This window comes from Acinetobacter sp. SFD (genome assembly GCF_001647575.1).
GTDB lineage: Bacteria > Pseudomonadota > Gammaproteobacteria > Pseudomonadales > Moraxellaceae > Acinetobacter > Acinetobacter pecorum.
This window is the reverse complement of record NZ_LSZJ01000012.1, coordinates 43,758-63,057: the sequence shown is the minus strand read 5'-3', so window position 1 is coordinate 63,057 and position 19,300 is coordinate 43,758. Positions and strand designations below refer to the sequence as shown.

Genomic DNA, 19,300 nt, shown 5'->3' with positions numbered 1-19,300 from the left:
CTATCCTCTACAATGACGAAGATTCTCTACTTTAAGCAAATTATCATACTTTTCCGGCTTTGACTGTGTATTTTGCAGTGATACTATCTTAGGCATAATTTTAAATCTGTATGCTTAGATCATGGCAAAAATTGAGTTACCTGACCATATTTTAAATACCCTTTCAACTGTGCTGCAGCAGCTGCAGCAAAGCCTGCCCGAACTGAAAAAAAATCCTGATTTTTCTGCGCTTGCCTATAAGTGGCAAAATGGTGAGCTCAAACCCATTCATCAGCTCAGACAGATAGAACTGGCCGATTTAAAAGGTATTGAGCGACAAAAAGAAAAAGTTATCCAGAATACTTTGCAGTTCTTAAAAGGCCTACCTGCCAATGATGTCTTGCTGACGGGTTCTCGTGGTACGGGTAAATCTTCTATTGTTCGCGCCCTGTTGACTGAATATGCAGAGCAAGGCTTGCGCCTGATTGAAATTGAACGGGATGATTTGTCTGATTTACCGCAAATCCAGCAACTCATTGCCGGACGTCCAGAAAAGTTTATTGTTTATTGTGACGATCTGGCTTTTAATGCCGAAGACGAAAATTATCGCAGTTTAAAAAGTGTTCTGGATGGTTCTTTACAATCCGGTTCCAGCAATTTTGTGATTTATGCGACCAGTAATCGTCGTCATTTATTACCCGAATTCATGCATGAAAATACGCCCGTTACCCGGGTTGATGTTCCGCAATATACCGAATTGCATCCGCAAGAAGCGATTGAAGAAAAAATCTCACTGTCTGACCGCTTTGGCTTATGGCTCTCTTTTTATCCAATGGATCAGAATCTGTATTTAGAAATTGTAGAGCATTATCTTAAAAAGGCAGGCATGGAACTCACGCCAGAAACCCGTGCTGAAGCCCTACGCTGGTGTCAGGCACGCGGTCAACGTTCAGGACGCGCTGCCTATCAGTTTTCCAAGCACTGGATTGGTTCAACCCAACTAAATGCCTCTTAAAAGCTTAAAAGCGACCGGTTCAGGTCGCTTTTTTCATATAAATCACTTATATAATAATGATACTCAAAAGAAAATTAAAATTATGGATGTCGGTGCAGTTCTCATTCAACTTAAGCCCTTACATATGCAGCAAGTTCATGACTGGCAGCGTACTTTAAAAGCACGTCAAGACAAAGTGATTGAGACGCTTAAGGCTGAACAGGTTCATGTCGAGTCCTGGTTTTATCTGCAACTTCATGGTCAGGACTATTTGATTGCATATATGCGCGCCGACAACATTCAAAAAGCGAAAAATATTGCAAAATTCAGTACTTTTCCGATTGACCAAGTGCACAAACAGTTTAAAGCATCATGGCAGGCTGTTTATCCCGCTGAATTATTATTGGATGCTACAGCTACCTGATTTATTAGCACAACTATTTAAAGATTTTTTGTAAAATAGATATCCCATCAAAAATAAAAAAGCCCCAGTAATACAGGGCTTTTTTGACCTCTCGAATTATTGTTTATTACCAATAATGGTAGACCACAGCAAGTCCTCAATTTCACTGCCATTGAAATAAACAGTAGCCTTTAACGATTCAGGCTGGTTCTGTTTGACCTCAATTACCTGATCATAGCTGTCCTTAATTCTAAGCACGCCCTCTTTTGGCAAATGCTTATAGTTATTTAAAACGGTTTCATCCATTTTGAATGGTGTGCTGGTATTAAAATCAAAACTGTAACGATAATCTGCCAGATCAGGCTGACCGATAATCGTACCACGACTGGTTAAGGTACGAATCCCATTACTGCCACTGCCATAATCATCGACCAGGCTGTACTTATAATTACGCACCTGCAGATATTCTTTGCTCTTTGTATCAAACGCGGTTCCAGAAGTACCCGTCTGAACGTCCTCGGCTATACGCTGAAATTCCAACTGATCGATTTGATAAGATTCGGATTGCCCCATGTTATTTTTGGTCTTTCGATGCACAATTGTGCCAGAAATCAGGTAGTCGTCCTTGAGATTAAAATCTACATTTGAACCATAACGGACATTGCTAAAGCTTAAAGTCGTCGTGTCACCGCTCACCGTCTGAGTAATAGTGGAGCCTTTACGATAAGTCTTGTCCAGAATAATACAGTTCTCTCTATCCGTTTTTAATTTGAGAGTCTTGACTGCACCATTGGTATTTACTTCTGAGCAGATCAGATTTGGGTATTTAATACTATTGATGCCCAGATTATAAATCTTGATGATACGTGCAGTACGCCCATAAGGATAATCTGCAAATACTTCACCAATCATATGACCTAGAGCAACGTTATAGTCGGTATCATTGCTGGTATCTCCAGAAATTTTATCGCGAATTTTATCCACAATATCCTGATCTTCAAAAGGGACAAACTCTTCTGAAAGCTCAGGAGAAATGCTTTCCTTCGGAACATTTGGAGGGGTAGTGACTGTAGGATTATCTGAGCCACTTCCACCACCTCCGCCACACGCACTCAGTAAACCCGATACAAGAGCCACACCAAAGAGAGAAATCTGCTTTTTCATAAAATTTATTCCCTGAAATTTCTTTGCATTTTTATCTGGTTATTTCTAAAGATTAACTACCTCGAAACCAAACAGCTCGAACGCTCTGCTTGCCGGTGATATTTCTTCCTGGCAACCAGCTTTTTCCCTTGATAGCGCTTTAACTTTAAACAAAGTAAATTTTTGTTCTGTAATTTTAATGTATATTTCAAACAATAATGACCACAAGAAATGAAGCTCTTTTTTAATCACACCTCCTCACTACACCTGCTTTATAGCCAATTTATAGTGCTTTCAATCAGATCAATTTACTTTGCAACAAAGCTTATTAATTTTGTAATCATTAAGTTAATGATGTATTAATCTTTCTTTTTACACTGAATCAGGCTTATTTCTTCTTATTTTTTATACCTGCGTCCAAAGAAGAATATTGAAAGATAGGATGATTTTAGACCATAGAAAACGACCCTTCCGATATTATAAAATTCTTGCTTATTTACAGAACATTCAAAGCATCAATTATTTAAGATAGGCCACAGCTTCACTGGCTTTTTTCCAGCGTTTATATTCAAACATGTTCTGATCCGCTTGTGCGAGTGCTGCAAATAGACCCTGACTCGGATGACGCATTGCCAGACCAATTGCTGCGCCAATATTTGCTTCTGCAAAAGCAGCAATTAAACGGTCGAGCAACGTTTCAGCACCCGTTTTATCATTTTCCACACTGAGCATCACAAATTCATCTCCACCCAAACGGGCGACAATGTCATTGATGCGCACATTATCTCGTAACACTTGAGCTGCATTCTGAATCAGCCTGTCACCTTCTTCATGCCCCAAACTATCATTCACTTTTTTCAGATCATTCAGGTCAATAAATAATACAGCAGCAGGATGACCATATTGCTTGCAACGTTCTTCCTCTGCTCGCAGAAATTTGTCCCAGGCACGGCGATTATACAATCCAGTCAATTCATCTTTACTGGCTTCTTCCTGGAGTAATTCACGCTGTCGCACCTGCTCAATCTGGCGTAACTCTGCCTGCAAAATCGAACTGAGCAATTGCCCTAACAACTCGACCAGTCGCATATCTTGAACAATAGCTTCTGATTTGATTTCAGGATCGATCGCACAAAGTGTTCCGAACAGACTGCCATCTTCTTTAACGAGTGGCTGGCCAATATAAGATTTTATACAGACCTGCTGATTAATCGGCGCTGTGGCATATAAAGGAATTACTTCTGAACGGGGTGCAATTCTAGGCGCTTTACCTGCCACCATATGAAAGCAGAAGGAATCTGCCCACTGAAAAACTTGTCGAGGTTGTACGCCATAGCCATGGTCTTCCGTTTGCAGGACGATCCAGTCCAGACCTTCTACCCGGGTGATCATCCATAAATCAAAGCCAAAATGCTTATGCAGAAACTGCAATACCGCCTGTCCCGCATCCTGAAAACTTTTAAATTTGATATTTTCCATCCGAAGCAATCTCTGCTGCAAACTTATAAAAGCTGCATGATTTAAACCGAAGCTATTAAACGATTTTCAAGTTTCAATAGAATATTTGAGTTTTAAATAAAGTTATAAATAAATACAGATATTCACAGCATCTCGTTTCTATTAAGTTCTCATTTAAAAAGTTACATTAAAAAGAAAGAGGCCCAAACCTCTTCCTTTTTTTGGCTGAAATCTATGCCTCTGTCGGATTAGTCAATTCCGTCATCGGCCAGCGTGGTGTTGTGGTCACGGCCAAACCATCTTGCTGGCCTGCTTTTAAACGTTGATAACCGGCAAAGGCAATCATGGCACCGTTGTCGGTACATAAAGCCGGTTCTGCATAATAAACAGATGCACGGATCTTGGCTAAATCTGCTTCTAAACGCTCACGTAAACGTTTATTGGCACTGACACCACCGGCAATCACCAGACGTTTAAGCCCCGTTTGCTTCAGTGCTTTCACCGACTTTTTTACCAAAGTATCAACAATTGCTTCCTGGAAACTGGCTGCAATGTCAGCATCGCGGTTTTCATCACCCAGTTTCTTCATTTGTACAGAAACAGCCGTTTTTAAACCGCTAAATGAAAATTCCAGACCTTGATGCAGCATTGGTCGCGGGAATGCAAATGCATTCGGATCACCCTGCTCCGCCAGTTTGGATATATTCGGACCGCCCGGATATGGCAGACCCATCATTTTTGCGACTTTATCAAAGGCTTCACCGGCAGCATCATCAATCGATTCACCCAGCAATTCATACTGCCCAATACCGTACGCTGCCATAAGCTGTGAGTGACCGCCAGAAACCAGAAGTGCCACAAATGGAAATTCCGGCGGAGTTTCTGACAACAAAGGTGCCAGCATATGACCTTCCATATGATGCACACCAATCGCCGGTTTATTCAGTGCAAAGGCCAAAGTACGACCAAACAGTGCACCTGTCATTAGCGCACCCATCAGACCTGGACCACGCGTATAAGCGACAGCATCAATTTCTGATTTTTTCACGCCACTTTGTTCGAGCAGCTCATTAATAAGGGGGATTAATTTACGTACATGATCACGTGATGCCAATTCTGGAACCACACCGCCATATTCTGCATGCAGTTTAATTTGACTATAAAGCACCTGTCCGCGTAACCCCAACTCGCTGTCATAAAGTGCAAGCCCTGTTTCATCACACGACGTTTCCAAGCCTAAAACGATCATTAAACTGCCTATAACCTGTATCAAATCTATTGCAGCAACTATTATAGGCTTGTGGTATGAGATGTAAATGAGTAAAATACTGACCTTCACTTGTGATCTGGGGCAATTCGGCCCTGATCTTATCCATAACTTAATGAGGATTCTTCATGCCACAAGTTAAATTGAAAGAAGGCGAACCAGTAGACGTAGCTATCCGTCGTTTCAAACGTTCATGCGAAAAAGCGGGCGTTCTAGCTGACGTACGTAAGCGCGAATTCTACGAAAAACCAACTCAAGAACGTAAGCGCAAAAAAGCTGCTGCTGTTAAACGCTACCAAAAGAAATTGGCGCGTGAATCAGTACGTACTACTCGCCTTTACTAAGATTAATTTGTGATTGACTGCTTGGAATAAATAATGACTACTTTAAAAAACCAGATTACTGACGTATTGAAAGCCACCATGCGTGCCAAGGATATGCCGAAGTTGACGGTCATTCGTAGTCTACAGGCAGCAATTAAGCAAATCGAAGTCGATGAGCGCAAAGAACTTGACGACGCTCAGGTTCTTGCGGTCATTGAAAAGCAAATTAAACAACGTAAAGAATCGATCAAAGCCTTTGAAGGTGCTGGTCGAGAAGATTTAGCTAGTAAGGAACAAGCCGAAGTTGAGGTTCTCTCTCAATTTCTACCAGAAGCTATGACTGAGGAAGAACTTGATTCCCTGATTGCGCAAACGATTGAAGCGCAACAAGCTACTAGCATGAAAGATATGGGTAAGGTGATGAATTCTCTGCGTCCGCTCATAGCCGGGCGCGCCGATCCTGCACAAGTTTCTGCCAAAATTAAAGCAAAACTTGCTTAATTTCCCATTTTAAATTTAAATCTATTTTTTGCGTTGAACTGCCCTTTTCCTGGACAGTTCTTAGCATGTTCTTATTTTTTATTGCAAATTACAATCTACATGATAACGCTTAAGTAGTTGCATCTCTTTAGATAACTTCACTTCTCTAATTACATCCTGTTTAGTCATATTTTGAAACTGACGATCCAGATAAGTACGATTCTGGTCAGCAGCCTGATACAGGCGATCGACATAGCGCCCTACAATCCCACAAAATTTTGCATTTTGCTCAGGACTAAATCCTTGCTGCTGCGGATTCAAACTGCTTAAAAATTGCCGTGATTCTTTTTTATAATCGGCATTAATTTGTTCTACTGCTGCTACATATTCAACTGCACTTGCAGCAAAAACCCCATAATTCCAGCCCAGTAGACATACGCCTAATAATATTCTTTTCATACAATGCTTCAAACTGATACATACTATCTTCAAAAAAGATTGTAGCTTGATTCAAGACAACCATGCTATATCATTCCGATACAAAAATTTGAAATCCAGCTCATGGTTAAATTTTATATTGATGCTCCTGTTGCATCTGTTTCAGACGCTGACGAATGGTTGAGGACAAGGACTGATTATTCTTCACGCTACGCTGGGCATGCAATAATGATTTGATCGCGGTTTCTTCATATCCTGACCAGTACTCTACTTCTGCACGATAGCGGAGTACATTGGCAGCCTTGATCGCTGAATCTGGCTCTGCATTGGCAGCCACTTGCATCAGTCGCCAGCCATTGACATCGCGTGGATTGGCATTTAGAAATCGCTGCACTAAAGCTTTTGCCTGATCGGGTTGCCGGGCACGAATCAGAACTTCTGCATATTTATAATTAAGTGCGCGATTCTCCGGCATGATTCGTGCTGCTGAAGCCACACTTCTCAAAGCTTGATCAAGCTGATTCTGGGCTAAATAAATATCAGCCTGCAACAAAACCTGCAAAGGATGCATCTGGTTATGCTTTTTTGCCCGATCCAGCGAAATCTGTGCGGCTTGAAAATCACCCTGCTGTATTTGATAAGCTGTCAAGGCAAGCTGACCCGCAAAATTATTTCGCTGGTCCATCAACACCAGCTGCTCTGCATCCGTCTGACGGGACAATACCCTGCTATACCACTTGATAACCTCAAAGTCTTGATCATTGAGATTGCGTTTCACTGCGGGAAGCTGGTTGGCACGTAAACGTGCCTCGCTCATCCGTTCAGTGGTGAGTGGATGCGTGAACCAGAAATCTGGCAGAAAGCTTAACTGACTGCTGGAGCGATGCATGACCTCAAAGAAGTCTGCCATGCTATGCGGGTTATAGCCGGAACGGTACATATACTGCATACCGATCCGGTCTGCTTCACGCTCCTGATTACGACTATAGGTGAGCTGTTTATCCAGAAGGGCTGCCTGCGACCCCATCATAACCGCCGCACCCACATCACCATCTGCTTGAGAAGCTACCAAAGCACCCACCAAAATTCCCGCTAGCGCCAATAAACCTTGTCCCTTAAAGGCATCCTGGGAGCGACTGTAATGACGTTGTGTGACATGTGCAATTTCATGCGCCATCACCCCTGCCACTTCATCCATATTTCGTGCTGAATTTATCAGACCTGCATTCAGTGCAAAGAGCCCGCCCGGCACAGCAAAGGCATTAATTTGCGGATCATTGATTACCAGCAAACCGATAGGCTGTTGTAACTGGGTCTGACTCAGAATATGTGAGAATACTGATAAAAGTTGATCTTCCAGCCATGGATTTTGCAAGACAGGCATTTTCTTATGCACTTCACGATAAACTTTCTCACCGATCATTTTTTCTTTTTGCTGATCGAGCAAGCCCACGCCTGTGCCAATATCGGGCACAGAAAATTGTACATTTGCTTGATTAAAATCATGGGTAGAGCCATGCCCTGTCACCATACACAGACTTAAGCTACATGCCAGCATCAATCGTTTCAATGAAAAATCTCTAATCCTGCCAACCTAATTTGTTTTGAATATAGCATCGAACTATGCGCAGAGACGCAAGAAAATGTTATTTTTTAATATCGTTTAAACTACATTTAATGGCATTTTAAAATTCCGGATTGACTACATAACGAGGTACTCGCCCCTCCAAGGCATCAACCAAGTTCTGATAAGCCAGTTCTGCCATTTTTTTACGGGTGGCGGCGGTAGCCGAACCCACATGCGGTAAGGTAACGACATTATCCAAATGGAATAATTCTGATTCTTTTAGCGGTTCTTTCTGATAGACATCCAGACCTGCAGCAAAAATCTGCTTGGCTTTTAAAGCTTCAATTAATGCCTGTTCATCAACAACCGGGCCACGTGAAATATTAACCAATACTGTATGCGGTTGCATTTTTGCAAATTCCGCTGCTGCAATCAGCGCCTTGGAATCAGCATTCAAATCTACTGCAACGACCACAAAGTCAGCACGCTGTAACAGCTCATCGAGCTGGCAATATTGTGCATTGAAGCCTTGCGCAATTTCCGGTTTTTCCCTGCGATTATAGTAGAGCACATTCATATTAAAACCGTAAAAACCACGGCGTGCGATCGCAGCCCCAATATGGCCCAGACCAATAATTCCCAAGGTTTTTCCAAAAATATCCACACCAAATTGTGCTTCACCCACAGTACGCTGCCATTGCCCCTGCTTGGTCCATTGATCCAGATAAGCCACTTTGCGTGCCGCTGACATCAGTAAAGTAAAAGCAAGATCAGCTGTAGTTTCGGTCAGCACATGCGGTGTATGACTCAGATAGATTTTTCTTTCATTTAAATAATCCAGATCATAGTTGTCATAACCAACACTGACACTGGAGATAATTTTCAATCGGGTAGCACTGGCCAGATTATCGCAATTCAGCAAACGCCCTGCACCAATCATGCCATCGGTATCCCGAACCTGCTGCAAAAGCTGTTGATTCACATCACCCAGCTTCGGTTGTATATAGCTCACCTGATAATTTTGTTCGAGCCTGTTTTGAATATCAGCATCAATTTGACTAAATACAACCACTTTTTGTTTCATCTATTTTTATTCCACAGCAGAATTATTCCAGACGGGCAGACCTATTTTGCATAAACTGCCATAAACGTTTTTTTAAAATCGGCTGATCCAGCATCTCTTGCAGGGACGCTAACTGGATTGCTTTGATATTTGAAATATGCGCTACCGTTCCGAGGAAAATAATATGTTTCTCTGTACTCATCCCATCCAGAAATCCTTGAATATAGGATTCCACACCACGTCCATCCTGGACATTAGCCCAAGGAAATGGCCAGTTCAGCTCATAAAAATCACCCGAAACTGCGCGCTGGATATTTGCCCATAAATTTAGGGTAGCTTCAGTCATTTCAGTTGCATCAATCACAACACTGCAATGTGCCAAACTTAAAGCCTGTAAACTGAATGGCGGAATTTGTACACTTTCACGAGGTTCCTGAACAGTTAAAACTTCAGGTTCCTGAACAGTTAAAACTTCAGGTAATGTAGGCGAGGTATCAATCTTAAACGTGTCGAGCGACTCTGGTTCAGGAATCGGTAACTCCACCAGCGCCTCGACCGGATGAGGCTGAGACAAGACAATCTCGGTGTGAAATTCAGGTTCAGCCTGATCACGCCAGATCGAGACCTGATGCGGCTGACATGCGCTGTCCCCAGGAATCCAGAGATCGATTCCTAATGTTGCCAGTATGTCACGCTGATGCCCAATCATCTTTTCATCATCACCAATTTCAGGCTGAACATTTTAGCCGTATTGTCCCCACTTTGCCGAACTTTTTCAGTTTTTCTTTTTATCCTGATAAATTCTCGTACAAAGTTTATCAGTACACTCAATATTGAATTTTCAATATACAATTAAACCATCACTGTAATAACAAATTCAGATTCGAACCGTGTGCTCATCTTGTTTTTTACATAATGGTTAAACTGTTTTTCTTTAACATTTGCTGAATAACTTCCCCACCTTCGAAACCCAGGCGCCAGTACAACAGTTCCATCACATCCAGCTCATCCTGAGTTACGATACGGTCGCTCCATAAGCAGGCTTCTGCAATGCCTAAAATACTGAGACGATCGCGTAATAAAAGCCCCGCAATATCATTCAGGATTTCAGCAAGATCAATCGGCTCATCTGAAATTTCATTGTATAAATCCAGTTCACGAGTGGTCAAGATCCGGTTTAGAATCCGTTCCCGCACCTCAAGTTGATTACCGCTATTAATCTGCTGCACATGTAGCAAGGCATCGATCAAACGAACGATTTGCGGCTTGACCTCATCGAGAGCAGTAGGAATATGTGCAGGGAGCAAATTTAACTCATATTTCACACATTCCAACAACAAGGCATCCAGCAGACCAATTTCACCATCTTCCTGAATAATCCGTGCCAGCTTCATCAGAAACTGGCGTGCAACAGTCGTCGGCATGCCACCAATATTCTTACAGGCTTGCTGGAAAATCGAAATATGTACCCGCCCATCCAGGTTAAGCAACGAATCTACAATGGCGCGACTGACCTCAGCCTCAGTGGGAATAAATTCACGATATTGACGAATCATTAAAATTGCGACCATCACTTCCCGGGAACCTGTCGCCGTCTGTAATGCACGTTCAATCAGCTCCGGACGTGGCATCTTGAGCCGAAGTTCCGGATTCAATGGCTTGATTGCATCTTTAATCGCAAAACTGATCGGAGACAGCCGCAGCAATGGCAAAGGTTGGGGTGAACTCCAGCTCACTGTAGTTTCAGGTACCACCTCTTCCAGAGAGCGAAACAAACTGAATAAAGGCTGATTCTTCAGTTTTTTCAGGTTTTCAAGCTGTAAATCCTGAATCAGGGCAGGATTTAATTCATAAATGCGCTGATTGATATTGGGATGAATGTTGAGCCAGTTTTGCGGACTCAAAGAGTTGGCAAAACACATATGCGAAATCGATTCGGCATATTCACTATAAATCTGCGAACCGGAATGATGCACATGAATTCTGAGCAAAGTCTGGATATTGGCATCATTTTGTAGCAAGCGCCGGGTCTTCTGGTCATTCTTATAAGTCCGGCCACCCAGGGAAATATATTTAATAAAACGGGAAATCAACACACCCAGACTACCAATCAGCCAGATCACCGCCCCAACTGCCACATACAGGGTTTCAAACTTGCTTTCCCGTAGCGTACCGGTTCGATTAAAACCGGATTTAGCAATTTTACTGCCCCACTGACTAAAAGTGGTTAAACTGCTATACAGAATTTTCAGGCGGGTATTTTCCGCAGTCTCACCAGACAGGATTTTATTGAATTCGTGACTAAGCAACCCATACAGCTCAACTTTATCCAGTGTTTGTATTGCCCCCCAGGTCAGGATAATAGCAGTATCACGTGGGATAAAACCTGCTGTTAACGCATTGACACCAACTTCATCAGGTAATACATATACCGCGGGAATTTCAATCCGAAAAGTCTCTGCCAGTTGCTGGTTGATGTGCAGTGCAGTACTTTCTTCGGGAATACTGTCCATCGGACTGAGACGGCGCGCACTCATCTGCTTCGCCAATGAATAACCGCCATTGCGAAAAATATAAAATTCATAGATGACCGAGGTCATCATGACACATAACAGGACAGCAATCAGATAAGGACTCAGCGTATGCCAGAAAATCGACTGGTTAGGATCAGCATAAAAAATAAATAGGCCAACAACGGTATTAATAATAAAAATAGTCAACAGAATTGCAATCAGGCAAAAACTTACAGGTAGTACTATATTTTTGTTTTTTATAAAATCGTATCCTACGTTTCGCAATGCAGAACCCTAAAATGATGATTTTCAATGGGTTCATCATAAAACAAAAAAGCGGGAAATTCCCGCTTTTTCATGATGATTTTAAGTGTTTAAACTTCGCGTACGCCAGTCAAATCCACTGAGGCTGCATCAATATTGACATCAATATAATTGCTTTCTTTCATGGCACTGTCACTACGTTTTTGTTGCAGATCATCCAGATATTGCGCATCAATACCACCCGACACATAGATCCCGTCAAAGACTGAACAGTCAAAATCCTTAACATCCGGCACTTTGTTAGTTCTTACTGCATCTTTCAAATCTTCCAGATCTTGGAAAATCAGACGGTCAGCACCAATAATTTCTCGGATTTCTTCCACACTACGTTCTGATGCAATCAGCTCTGATTTCGCTGGCATATCAATACCGTAAACGTTCGGATATTTAACCATTGGGGCTGCAGAAGCAAAGAATACTTTCTTCGCACCAGAATCACGAGCCATCTGGATAATTTCATTACAGGTTGTACCACGTACAATAGAATCATCTACCAACAGTACATTCTTACCTTTAAACTCAAGCTCAACCGGGTTGAGTTTCTGGCGTACCGATTTTTTACGCAGCTGCTGTCCAGGCATAATGAAGGTACGACCGATGTAACGGTTTTTCATGAAACCTTCACGGAATTTTACCCCCAGCATATTGGCAAGTTCGAGCGCTGAAGTACGTGAAGTATCCGGAATCGGAATCACCACATCAATATCATGCTCATCGCCCCACTCACGCAGAATTTTTTGCGCCAGTTTCTCACCCATTTTTAAACGTGCTTTATACACTGAGATACCATCAATAATGGCATCCGGACGGGCAAAATAAACATATTCAAAAATACAAGGACGATATTCAGCATTTACGGCACATTGCTTGGTAAAGAAGTTACCTTCTAAATCAATAAATACTGCTTCACCTGGCAGAATATCACGCTCAACCTTAAAGCCCAGCGCAGTAATCGCAACAGACTCAGAAGCAATAATATACTCCATGCCCTGTTCCGTTTCACGTGAACCGTAGATCAATGGACGAATACCGTTTGGATCACGGAAGCCCACCAGACCCTGACCGGTAATCATCGCCACCACACCATAAGCACCTTTGCAACGCTCATGCACACGCGTCACCGCATGGAAAATATCTTCCGACGTCGGTACCAGTTTGCCGTGTTTTTGCAATTCATGCGCAAACACGTTTAATAGCACTTCTGAATCAGAATCGGTGTTCATATGACGCAAGTCAGTTTTGAACAGGTCATCATGAATTTCTTCGGCATTGGTCAGGTTACCATTATGTGCCAAGGTAATCCCGTACGGCGAGTTCACATAAAACGGCTGTGCTTCTGCACTACTCGATGAACCGGCTGTTGGATAACGCACATGACCAATACCGTAATTTCCTTTCAAGGCACGCATATGACGGGTGTGGAATACATCACGCACCATACCATTGTCTTTTCGCAGGAATAAACGTCCTTCATCACATGTCACGATCCCAGCTGCATCTTGTCCACGATGTTGTAACATCGTTAATGCATCAAACAACATTTGGTTAACGGGTGATTTACCAGCTATACCAACTACTCCACACATAGCAACCTCGCAGACAAGCTAGGATTAATAAAAAGGATTATTTGTAGACTCATCTGCAGCTCCAGACTTGGACGATGTTTCAGATGATGAAGCTGAAGGTTTCGATGCCCCTTCAGACTTGATATGTTGTAGTGCGCCATTCGCGGCTTCTTTCGACATTTGAGTTGCCCAAGGCGCATAAGGCAATAAGGCTTGAATAAACTTGGACTGCTTCCAGTGTGGTGAGCTTTCTACCCAAGGGCCGATACCCTGCATGGTAATCAGCACAATCAGCAGACCTTTCAGGCTACCAAAGACACCACCTGCCAGACGGTTGAGGGGACCCAGCTTGAGACTCTTTAAAATACGGTTCAACAGTGCAGTAACGATCCAGGTCAGAACTACAATCAGCAGGACGATAAAAGCGAAGGCCGCAATCTTTTGTACGACTGGATCTGTACTCAGAGCAACCATAGACGGCGCAAGTAGTGTTGAATATTTTGCCGCAATAATCAGGGCAAAGATCCATCCCACTAAGTTCGCAAAGGCTTTAATAAATCCTTGACGCAAACCGTTGAGCCCTCCAATGAGCAAGATAATCAGTAGAAAGATATCAATGGCATTCATAGGATTTAAAGTGCGTCTACACAATCTTTTACAAGTTTAGGGCCAGTATAGATGAGGCCACTATAAATTTGTACAAGGCTGGCACCTGCGTGTTTCTTGGCAGCAGCATCTGCACCCGAAAGAATACCACCCACACCAATCAATGGGATTTGTCCTTTTAATACCGCAGCAAATGCAGCCAGACATGCGGTACTTTTCTCAAATACTGGCGCGCCAGACAAACCGCCCGCTTCCTCTGCATGCTCCAAACCCTCTACGCCTTCACGTGACAGCGTGGTATTGGTCACGATCAGGCCATCAATCTTGAACCGCAATAACTGCTTGGCAATAAAGGCAATATCGCTGTTATCCAGATCAGGCGCCACTTTGAGTACCAAAGGTACATAATGCTGGTATTCCTGAGCCAATTCAAGCTGACGGTTCTTCAATGTTTCTAGCAGTTCGGTGAGTGCGTCACCACTTTGCAGGCTGCGAAGATTTTTGGTATTGGGAGAAGAAATGTTGACGGTAATATAAGAAGCATAATTATAGACTTTTTCTAAACAGATAAGGTAATCATCTACTGCTTTTTCTACCGGAGTGTCAGCGTTTTTACCGATATTAATACCGAGAATGCCTTTAAATTTGGCCGCTTTAACATTTTCGACCAGTTGATCCACACCATCATTGTTAAAGCCCATACGGTTAATAATGGCTTTGGCCTGTGGTAAACGAAACAGACGTGGATGAGGATTGCCGACTTGCGGTCGCGGGGTAATGGTACCAATTTCAATAAAACCAAAACCTTGGCTGGCAAGGGCATCAATATAGGCACCATTTTTGTCTAAACCTGCTGCAAGACCCACCGGATTGGGAAATTCGATTCCCATACAGGTCACAGGTTTCGCAGCAACATTTTGACGCATCAAGCCCATTTTATGGGATGATTTCAATAGTGATAATGTCAGCTCATGTGCACGCTCTGGTGCTAAAGAAAACAACAAAGGGCGGGCTAGAGAATACAACATATCCAGAAAAGTCTACTGCTTTTTAAGTCGGCATATTATAGGCATAGGCTGACAAAAAAACCATGCTTTGCAAATCTTTATTTTTACCGTTTATTGTATGGTCGCCGTTAATTTAATCTGTCCTGCCTCATTATTTAGTTCCATTTTCTCGATACTTAGCCCCATTTGTGCCAGTTGGGTCAGGAAGTTTGCCAGTACTGCATAATTTTCATGCATGACCGCCAATTGAATTTTTTCTTCTATTTGCTGGGAAGCCACCGACAGCCCTTGTTGCTGTGCGACCCGTTGTATTTTCTCCGCAGCTTCCAGTTGTATGTCTCCAGCCGGTTTCATGGTCACTGCATTACTTTGCATCCAGACAATAGTATCCTTCAGCTGATTCAAACGCTTTTGCTGGTTGTTAGCCGCCTGATGCATGTACCAGAGTGCAGAACTGACCGCAGCTACTATTACAAAAATAGTGGTAAATATCACCAAGATCCGTTCACGTACCGACAGGCTGTCCAGATAATCACTCAGTCTTTCAAAAGACTGATCCATACGATGTTGTAGTGTTTCAATCGCTTTCATTATTGGATCCTCACCACTCCGATCGCGTCAGCTCCACCGGCCTGAATATTCCCCAGCTCCACCTTTAAGCCTTGCTGGCCCAATTGCTCGGTCAGTGCATTCAACCTTTCTGATGAACTGGCCTTAAGCTCCATACTCAGCACAGAAGTATCATAATTTACCCGTTGTGCCACAATCTGATTTTGCATCAAGACTGGCCCTACCCGACTAATAAGCTGCAATGCATGCGTATCTGCAATCTGACTTTGACGCAACTGCGCTTCAAACTGACTTTTGATATTCTGCTCAGTAACCGGATAATTTTGCCCAAACCAGTATTTAAACTGATCAATAGCCTGTGCAGCCGTCTGATTTGCCACTTTTTTATATTGATACCAGCGTACCGCATCATAACTAAACTGCAATACCAAAATACCCAGAAAAACCGCAGCGCAGGCTTTCCAGTAACCGGAAATAGTGCCATCGGATTTTGCTTTAGGTAACACATTAAAAGGATGCTGTTTCGGTTTCTTCAACACTGGAATGCTATATTGAAAAGACTCCAGTTGCTCCTGCGTAACCAGGGCTTCAAGACTGCGCAACTGCTCCTGATTCAGGTTGCTGACCTTATAGCGGATATCCTTAGGCTGATAATCCAGATAAAGGCTCAGATCATCCAGCGACTGACCCATATATTCTGATTCGCGCACCAGCAGACGCCCACCGATTTGGGCAATTACACGCTGATTGGTTTCAGGAGCCGGCAGCACTAAAAAATCCGGCAATAACGCTGCCAGCTTGACTGGAATCAGGCTGAGAGAGTGCTGCAGAGTCTCCAGAGTAGAATTTGCAATGCCCATAATAGTAATCTGATCCGGCTGCTGAAAATGATGCAGCACTTGCATGGCATCTACCGGCAGCACCACATATTCTTCAAGCAAATATTTAATGCCATCATTGCCCATTTTCTTATATTGGCTCTTGGGCAAGGCTTGCTGCAAAATTTGTACATGACGGCTCGGAAAAAACACCACCGCGTCCTCACCATGATGAGCCTGTATATCCTGAATCAGCTGCTCAAGTGTGGCAGCAGCATTCCAGAATTCCCCAGTTGACCATTGCCAAACTCCATTGGCTTCTGGCATCCATAAATACAACATTGATTTTGTTCTGCCGTTCTAATTAATTTTTATAGGGTAGGAATAAAGCTTTTTATCTGTGTGGATAAACCAGGTGCAATCACTGCCTGATCATACATACGCGCCTCTGCCAAGGCATAGGGATGAAAAGATTCAGCCAGCAGAATGGAAGACATATGGGCCACAACGTTCATATGGCATACCACTACAATCGACTCATACGGAAGTTGCGACAGCCATTCTACTGCAACTTTGGCATCATCATCGGGTTTAATTGTATTGCAGATCACTACCGGCACATCTTTAAAATACTGCTGCAAATGTGCCAGAGTTTCCTGAGCACGCAATAAAGGACTGACCACAAATACATCGGGCCTAATCTGCTCTTTTAAGAATTGTGCAGTTTGCTCAGCCTGCTGATGACCACGCTCCGTCAGCGGACGTTTAGTGTCATTACCATTTACTGGTGGGGCTGCCTCGCCATGTCTAACTAAAGTCAGTTGCATTTCATTTCCTTATATTCGTATGCCTGCATGATATACAGCGGATATGACATTTCGCAGACAGTCCTTGTGTTATAGATCAGACTTGATGGTGTGGCAAGACAAATTCGACATCACTGCGATGACCGTTTTTCATCAGAGACAAGGCAATATTGAGCGGCGGTGCACCTTCGAAAATCACATCATACAAGGCAGAAGTAATAGGCATGTACACACCCAGATCTTCAGAACGCGCCTTGACTTGTACAATGGTATTGATTCCTTCGGCAGTTTGGCCTAATTCAGTTGTTGCCTGCTCCAGAGTCTTGCCTTTGCCAAGTGCATAACCCACCTGATAATTACGGCTAAGCGGGCTGTTACACGTTGCAAATAAATCACCCACACCGGAAAGTCCAAGGAATGTCAGCGGATTGGCACCGAGCCTTACCGCAAAACGGCTCATTTCAGCCAAAGCACGGGTCAGGATCATACTCTTGGTATTTTCACCCACGTTGTACGCTGCTGCCATACCCATCGCTACTGCATAGATATTTTTTAATGCGCCGCCAAGTTCCACCCCATGCACATCATCACTGGCAAACACACGGAACAATGCACTATGCAGGGCTTGCTGTACTGCATAACGTACCAGTTCAGAATGACTGGCAATCACGGTTCCTGCCGGCTGACCTGCTACGATTTCTTTTGCCAGATTAGGTCCCGATAACACCCCATAAGGCACCTCCGGCAATTCCTCACGAATAATATCACTCATAAAGCTGAAGGTCAGTGCTTCAATCCCTTTGGTCAGGGAGATTACTGCCTGCGAGGTAATAAAAGGTTTAATTTGCTGCAGGACTTCCCGGAAAGAATGACTTGGAATCGCCACTAAAATAATATCGCGATTGCGTACTGCCTGTTCCAGATCTGAAACCGCCAGCAGATCTTTTTCCAACTGAAAATCTGGCAAATAGCGTTTATTGATATGGGTCGCATTAATATCCGCCGCGGCTGCTTCATCACGAATCCAGATCATGGTATTACAGCCGTTACGCACTGCAGTATTGGCCATTGCAGTACCAAAACTTCCCCCACCCAATACTGTTACTCTTAAAGCTGTCTTATGATTAACCGCAACCGGTTCTACCAGTTCTGAAAAATTTAATTCTGACATCTTATTTTTTAATATCCTGTTATGCCCTACAAACTAGTTGTTCTGATTCCAGTAACTTACAAAATCACTGGTTTGAATCTCTGCACGCGGGGGAATGGCCTTTGCTGCAGTACCAATATAAATAATACCCGATACCAAATCATCTTTTGAAATTCCCAATGCCTGCTTAAACAGATCAGACTCGACTACAGCGCCGCTACGCCACATGGTTGAGAAACCCTGAACCTGAAGTGATAGCAGAAAATTCTGAATGGCTGCGCCCGAACTGAGAATTTGTTCAAAATAGGGAACTTTAGGATGATCCTGCAATCGGGTTAAAGCAAGTACTAACAAAGGAGCGCGAAACGGGTGATTCTTGACCCGCTCAATCTGCGCTGTTTCAGTTTCACCCAAATCGATGAGCGCCTGCGACAGCAATTCTCCAAAGGCTTCACGTTGATCATCAGGAATCACGACAAATGTGGTAGGCTTGAGTCGATGATGATCGGGTGCAGTTAATGCTGCCTGAAAGGCTTTTTCCAGCTGTTCTGCATTGGGTGCCGGTGCCAGCAGATGACCAATCGATTGCCGTTGGTGAATATTTTGATGAACGATATCAATCGCAGATTCTGTCATTACCCTGTAGATCTATACTTAAAAAACCATACTCAAGATTAGCATATTCAAAGAAAAATACGCTAGAAACTTCATAGCAATTACACAAGCTTGCAACGTCTTCAAAAATGCAGCCCCATCATTTCTCAATCGTTTACTGCTCGATATTTCACCTAAACCACATAGATATATACTAAAAATTGCCAAACCT

Annotated in this window: 20 protein-coding genes; 4 read left to right on the top strand and 16 right to left on the bottom strand. The window is 43.2% G+C overall.

Annotated elements, in window-relative coordinates; all coding sequences use genetic code 11:
- Window positions 1-121: 121 nt before the first annotated feature.
- The gene (locus AY605_RS07835; protein WP_064095869.1) at window positions 122-994 is read left to right on the top strand and encodes an ATP-binding protein; all 873 of its coding nucleotides are present in this window, start codon (window positions 122-124) and stop codon (window positions 992-994) included.
- Complete coding sequence (locus AY605_RS07830; RefSeq protein ID WP_081406354.1) at window positions 984-1,397, top strand: DUF6176 family protein; 414 nt, start codon at window positions 984-986, stop codon at window positions 1,395-1,397. The genes AY605_RS07835 and AY605_RS07830 overlap by 11 nt, the downstream gene beginning before the upstream one ends.
- Before the next feature lie 96 nt (window positions 1,398-1,493).
- On the opposite strand, the gene AY605_RS07825 is transcribed toward AY605_RS07830, so the two are convergent.
- The 3 genes from AY605_RS07825 to tsaD all read right to left on the bottom strand — a co-directional run bounded on the left by AY605_RS07825 (window position 1,494) and on the right by tsaD (window position 5,226).
- On the bottom strand, window positions 1,494-2,540 hold the full coding sequence (locus tag AY605_RS07825) for a hypothetical protein (RefSeq protein WP_064095868.1): 1,047 nt from the start codon (window positions 2,538-2,540) through the stop codon (window positions 1,494-1,496).
- A gap of 498 nt (window positions 2,541-3,038) precedes the next feature.
- Window positions 3,039-3,998: a sensor domain-containing diguanylate cyclase gene (locus tag AY605_RS07815; protein WP_064095866.1), complete on the bottom strand. Its 960-nt coding sequence runs from the start codon at window positions 3,996-3,998 to the stop codon at window positions 3,039-3,041.
- A 211-nt stretch (window positions 3,999-4,209) separates the two neighbouring features.
- Window positions 4,210-5,226 (bottom strand): tRNA (adenosine(37)-N6)-threonylcarbamoyltransferase complex transferase subunit TsaD, encoded by a 1,017-nt coding sequence (tsaD, locus tag AY605_RS07810; protein ID WP_064095865.1) that lies wholly within the window; start codon window positions 5,224-5,226, stop codon window positions 4,210-4,212.
- 146 nt (window positions 5,227-5,372) lie between these two features.
- Here tsaD and rpsU point away from each other — a divergent pair, with 146 nt between their 5' ends.
- Both rpsU and AY605_RS07800 read left to right on the top strand, forming a co-directional pair.
- Window positions 5,373-5,588 carry a 30S ribosomal protein S21 gene (rpsU, locus tag AY605_RS07805; RefSeq protein WP_001136722.1) on the top strand — a complete coding sequence of 72 codons (216 nt, stop codon included), beginning with the start codon at window positions 5,373-5,375 and terminating at the stop codon, window positions 5,586-5,588.
- A gap of 33 nt (window positions 5,589-5,621) precedes the next feature.
- Window positions 5,622-6,068, top strand: coding sequence for a GatB/YqeY domain-containing protein (locus tag AY605_RS07800; protein WP_064095864.1), 447 nt, complete (start codon window positions 5,622-5,624; stop codon window positions 6,066-6,068).
- Between the two features lie 78 nt (window positions 6,069-6,146).
- On the opposite strand, the gene AY605_RS07795 is transcribed toward AY605_RS07800, so the two are convergent.
- The 13 genes from AY605_RS07795 to AY605_RS07735 form a co-directional block, all read right to left on the bottom strand.
- Entirely contained in the window at window positions 6,147-6,506 is a 360-nt protein-coding gene (locus tag AY605_RS07795) for a hypothetical protein (RefSeq protein ID WP_064095863.1), read from the bottom strand.
- Between the two features lie 106 nt (window positions 6,507-6,612).
- The gene (locus tag AY605_RS07790) at window positions 6,613-8,055 is read right to left on the bottom strand and encodes a M48 family metalloprotease (protein WP_212839207.1); all 1,443 of its coding nucleotides are present in this window, start codon (window positions 8,053-8,055) and stop codon (window positions 6,613-6,615) included.
- Between the two features lie 115 nt (window positions 8,056-8,170).
- Window positions 8,171-9,136, bottom strand: a complete 966-nt coding sequence (locus AY605_RS07785) for a 2-hydroxyacid dehydrogenase (protein WP_064095862.1) — start codon at window positions 9,134-9,136, stop codon at window positions 8,171-8,173.
- A 22-nt stretch (window positions 9,137-9,158) separates the two neighbouring features.
- Window positions 9,159-9,824, bottom strand: a complete 666-nt coding sequence (locus AY605_RS07780) for a hypothetical protein (RefSeq protein WP_064095861.1) — start codon at window positions 9,822-9,824, stop codon at window positions 9,159-9,161.
- Window positions 9,825-10,023: 199 nt separating this feature from the next.
- Window positions 10,024-11,913, bottom strand: a complete 1,890-nt coding sequence (locus AY605_RS07775; protein ID WP_064095860.1) for a M48 family metalloprotease — start codon at window positions 11,911-11,913, stop codon at window positions 10,024-10,026.
- An 89-nt stretch (window positions 11,914-12,002) separates the two neighbouring features.
- Window positions 12,003-13,538 (bottom strand): amidophosphoribosyltransferase, encoded by a 1,536-nt coding sequence (purF, locus tag AY605_RS07770; RefSeq protein WP_064095859.1) that lies wholly within the window; start codon window positions 13,536-13,538, stop codon window positions 12,003-12,005.
- Between the two features lie 24 nt (window positions 13,539-13,562).
- A complete protein-coding gene (locus AY605_RS07765; protein ID WP_064095858.1) occupies window positions 13,563-14,144 on the bottom strand; it encodes a CvpA family protein in 582 nt (193 codons plus the stop codon).
- 5 nt (window positions 14,145-14,149) lie between these two features.
- Complete coding sequence (locus AY605_RS07760; RefSeq protein ID WP_064095857.1) at window positions 14,150-15,151, bottom strand: quinone-dependent dihydroorotate dehydrogenase; 1,002 nt, start codon at window positions 15,149-15,151, stop codon at window positions 14,150-14,152.
- A 90-nt stretch (window positions 15,152-15,241) separates the two neighbouring features.
- Window positions 15,242-15,721 (bottom strand): type II secretion system protein GspM, encoded by a 480-nt coding sequence (gene gspM, locus AY605_RS07755; protein WP_064095856.1) that lies wholly within the window; start codon window positions 15,719-15,721, stop codon window positions 15,242-15,244.
- Complete coding sequence (gene gspL, locus AY605_RS07750) at window positions 15,721-16,860, bottom strand: type II secretion system protein GspL (RefSeq protein ID WP_064095855.1); 1,140 nt, start codon at window positions 16,858-16,860, stop codon at window positions 15,721-15,723. Before gspL ends, gspM begins: the two co-directional genes overlap by 1 nt.
- A gap of 29 nt (window positions 16,861-16,889) precedes the next feature.
- On the bottom strand, window positions 16,890-17,345 hold the full coding sequence (sixA, locus tag AY605_RS07745) for a phosphohistidine phosphatase SixA (protein WP_064095854.1): 456 nt from the start codon (window positions 17,343-17,345) through the stop codon (window positions 16,890-16,892).
- Window positions 17,346-17,421: 76 nt separating this feature from the next.
- Window positions 17,422-18,495: an NAD(P)H-dependent glycerol-3-phosphate dehydrogenase gene (locus tag AY605_RS07740; RefSeq protein ID WP_064095853.1), complete on the bottom strand. Its 1,074-nt coding sequence runs from the start codon at window positions 18,493-18,495 to the stop codon at window positions 17,422-17,424.
- A 33-nt stretch (window positions 18,496-18,528) separates the two neighbouring features.
- Window positions 18,529-19,110: a nitroreductase family protein gene (locus AY605_RS07735; protein ID WP_064095852.1), complete on the bottom strand. Its 582-nt coding sequence runs from the start codon at window positions 19,108-19,110 to the stop codon at window positions 18,529-18,531.
- Between the last annotated feature and the right edge of the window lie 190 nt (window positions 19,111-19,300).